The sequence below is a fragment of the Protofrankia sp. Cr1 genome (genome assembly GCF_963555865.1).
Lineage (GTDB): Bacteria > Actinomycetota > Actinomycetes > Frankiales > Frankiaceae > Protofrankia.
This window is the reverse complement of sequence record NZ_CAUVXO010000637.1, coordinates 1-2867: the sequence shown is the minus strand read 5'-3', so window position 1 is coordinate 2867 and position 2867 is coordinate 1. Positions and strand designations below refer to the sequence as shown.

General features: G+C 71.0%; 3 protein-coding genes and 3 pseudogenes. All 6 read right to left on the bottom strand.

Translation table 11 applies throughout. The annotated features are described in order from the left end of the window. Nucleotides 1–222 (bottom strand): annotated as a pseudogene (locus U9980_RS27165) (Fe-S cluster assembly protein HesB); the annotation flags it as partial. Nucleotides 223–397: 175 nt separating this feature from the next. Further along, a pseudogene (locus tag U9980_RS28830) lies at nucleotides 398–559 on the bottom strand (type II toxin-antitoxin system HicA family toxin); the annotation flags it as partial. Between the two features lie 63 nt (nucleotides 560–622). Continuing rightward, nucleotides 623–1390, bottom strand: coding sequence for an alpha/beta hydrolase (locus U9980_RS27155; RefSeq protein ID WP_322770533.1), 768 nt, complete (start codon nucleotides 1388–1390; stop codon nucleotides 623–625). Between the two features lie 29 nt (nucleotides 1391–1419). Next, complete coding sequence (locus U9980_RS27150) at nucleotides 1420–1680, bottom strand: hypothetical protein (protein WP_322770532.1); 261 nt, start codon at nucleotides 1678–1680, stop codon at nucleotides 1420–1422. Further along, nucleotides 1673–2245 carry an RNA polymerase sigma factor gene (locus U9980_RS27145; protein ID WP_322770531.1) on the bottom strand — a complete coding sequence of 191 codons (573 nt, stop codon included), beginning with the start codon at nucleotides 2243–2245 and terminating at the stop codon, nucleotides 1673–1675. The genes U9980_RS27150 and U9980_RS27145 overlap by 8 nt, the downstream gene beginning before the upstream one ends. A gap of 486 nt (nucleotides 2246–2731) precedes the next feature. Continuing rightward, nucleotides 2732–2827, bottom strand: a pseudogene (locus U9980_RS27140) (Fe-S cluster assembly protein HesB); the annotation flags it as partial. Nucleotides 2828–2867: the final 40 nt, after the last annotated feature.

Sequence of the window (2867 nt, the reverse complement as noted above, 5' to 3'; positions counted from 1 at the left end):
CGCCGGCGCCCGGGAGAACACCGTGCCGAGTTCGTCGGGGTCTGCATCGGCGAGATCTGCCGCCTCCAGGGGACGACCGAGCCGCCGGCTCAGTTCATACGGCGCTGCGAACGCCCGCTCCAGCGGGATCTGCTGGTCAAGCACCATGCCCACCAGGAGCGCCAAGGCGTCTGACGTGATGAGGGCGTCGGCCTCGGCGTCGCCGGACAGGTGGAGGGCCATGCGGCCAAGGGTAAGCCCCGCCAGAGTGATCTGGCGGGGCAGGTTGGTCAGGGACGCCAGATCACGTCCACGCAATCCGGGTCAAAACGGTTCTTCGGTTCATCGGCCTTGGACAGCACCACGGCCTCAATGACGGTCCCGATGATGTCGCGGCGTTGCTCCACCTCGAACCGGGGCCAGGAGCCAGTTCGCGGTGAAGCGGCACGATCACGGTGCGAGCCTCAGCCTTGTTTCGGAGCTTGCAGTGAGAACCTCTCGTGCTCACCTCGCTGAAGCCGGCCCGACGCAATGCCCGGACAACCTCCGGACCTGAGACTCTGGGCAGCGCGGGCCGCACGCTGACAGGCGGATGTCGACGGGCGCGACGATCGGCCCGTCGGCGCAGGTCGCGGGAACCGGCTCATCCTCGAAGTACAGTTCCAGCGCCTCGCGCAGGTTCGCCAGCGACTCCTCGACGCTCGGCCCCTGACTCGCTGGTAGCCAGCCGGCTGAGCAGGTCGACGACGTCCGTGGGGTGAGACGCGAACGCGGCGTGGTCGCTGGCCCACGCGACCGCGCGGCCGGTCCGCCGGCTCAGGCGGGCCTGCAGCTCCGGGTGCACGGCCCGGTCCTCGCCGCAGACCACGTAGGTGCTCGGGCGGGCGCGCCAGGCCGCGCTCGTGGCTGCGTCGCGGCCGGCCGCCATCCGCTGGGGGACGAGAGCGGCGACGCGCGCGGTCCGTTCCCCCTCGGGCAGGTGGGCGAAGAACAGCTCGCCCGCCCGGGCCGGGTCGATCGTAGTGACCTCGTCGGGGTCTCCGACCATGGCGGTTTCCAGGCCGCTGGGCGCGCTGGCGAGCAGGCCGAGGCTGGTCTCGCCGACGTCCGGCACCATCGCCGCCAGGTAGACCAGGTGGGCGAGGCGCCCCGGCGACAGGCCGGAGATCACCGAGCCGCCGTAGGAATGGCCGCAGGCCACCGCCGGGCCGAAGTCTGCGATCTCGTCCAACGCCGCTTCGGCCGCGGCGATGTCGGCGGCCAGACAGCCGCGGTGCAACTCGGCCACGGCGACGGGGATGCCGCGCGCCCGCAGCGCGTCGGCCACGCCGTCCCAGGCGCGACCGGTGAACCAGGCGCCGTGCACGAGCAGCACGCCGCGCGGTCCGGAACAGGATGCAGGATCGGACACAGGACACCTTTCCTAAGGGACGGATTCCGTTACAGGTTCAGCTGGCAGCGGCCGTCGTCACACGGGCGCCCGAGGCGGCCGCGCGACAACGCCCGCGCCAGCCCGATCAGAGCGCAGGCGGGGCAGCCGCGCAGGGCCAGAAGGCCCGCGGGCACCAGCACCAGGCTCAGCGGCCCGAAGACCGGGGCGAGGGCGATCGACCCGGCCAGCAGCCCGAGACCGACGACTGCCCGCACTGACGAGCGGAACTCGGACCGGCTGGCGCCGAGTCTCCGGCCGGGGTCACTCACGGCCTGGCCCTTCATCGCCGAACCCGTTCCATGCGTCCAGGTCGGCCCGCACGGCGGCCCGCGCCCGGTGCAGCCGCGACTTCATCGCGGCCGTGCTCAGCCCGAGGGACCTGGCCACGGTGTTTCCAGGAAGACCCTGGACGTCGCGCATGATCAGCACTCGGCGCTGATCCGCCGGCAGCGACGCGACGGCCGCGGTCACCCGATCCAGCGCCAGCTGGCCGAGCACCTCGTCCTCGGACGACGAGACCATCGCCTCGGCCACCGGCGCGGGCCGGCTGTAGACGGCCCGCGCCCGGCGCAGGCATTCGTGGCGCACGATCTGGAACATCCACGACGCCAGCGCCCCCGTCGCCCGCAGCGTCCCGATCTTGCGGAAGAGGATGATCATTGCTTCCTGAGCGGCGTCCTCGGCGTCCTGGCTACTGGCGCAGAGCGAGAAGGCGAACCGACGCACGTGCGGATGCGCGCCCGACACCAGCGCGGCGATCGCCAGCTCGTCGCCGTCCCGCGCGGCGGCGACGAGCTGGTCCCCGGGCCAGGACGGCCTCGGCCCGCTATCCACGCGACCGCGCCCGCCGGCGCAGGAAGAGCACACAGCTACACACCGCCACAGCGACCACGACCACAGCGACGACCACCACCGTCATGAGCTCCTGCCTCTCCGGGGCCGGACGGCCCTCACCAGACAAGAGCGGCCAACCGAGAAAAGGATTCAGGCTCGGTCCGACGAAAACCCGCTGAATGATCGTCTCGCGCCGACGTCGATCGGGTGGCGAGGTGATGACCGGTGACTTCACTGACCGACCAGCGCCGTTCGACCCCCTGGCGCCTGACCGGCCTCGACCCAGACGATCCGGCGAGCTGGACGCGCCAGGTCAGCAGATCGAGACCGCCACCGGCTGGAGCATCCGGACACCGTCCAGACCGCCCGCCGCCGCCACACGATCACGATCCAGGCCTGCCGGAGCTGCTTTCGCGCCGAAAGAACACTGTCCGTGTTCATCACGACGGATCGTCGACGTTGGTTCCTTATTTATCCGACTTGCTAGTCCAGCACCATGCCTACGAGCAGCGCCAACGGGTCGTTGGTCAGCAGCTCATCGGCCTCGTCGGCCTCGTCGATCTGGCTCAGGTGCAGTCCCACGCCATCACCGTAGCCGTCACGCCGCGGCCCTCGTGACCGA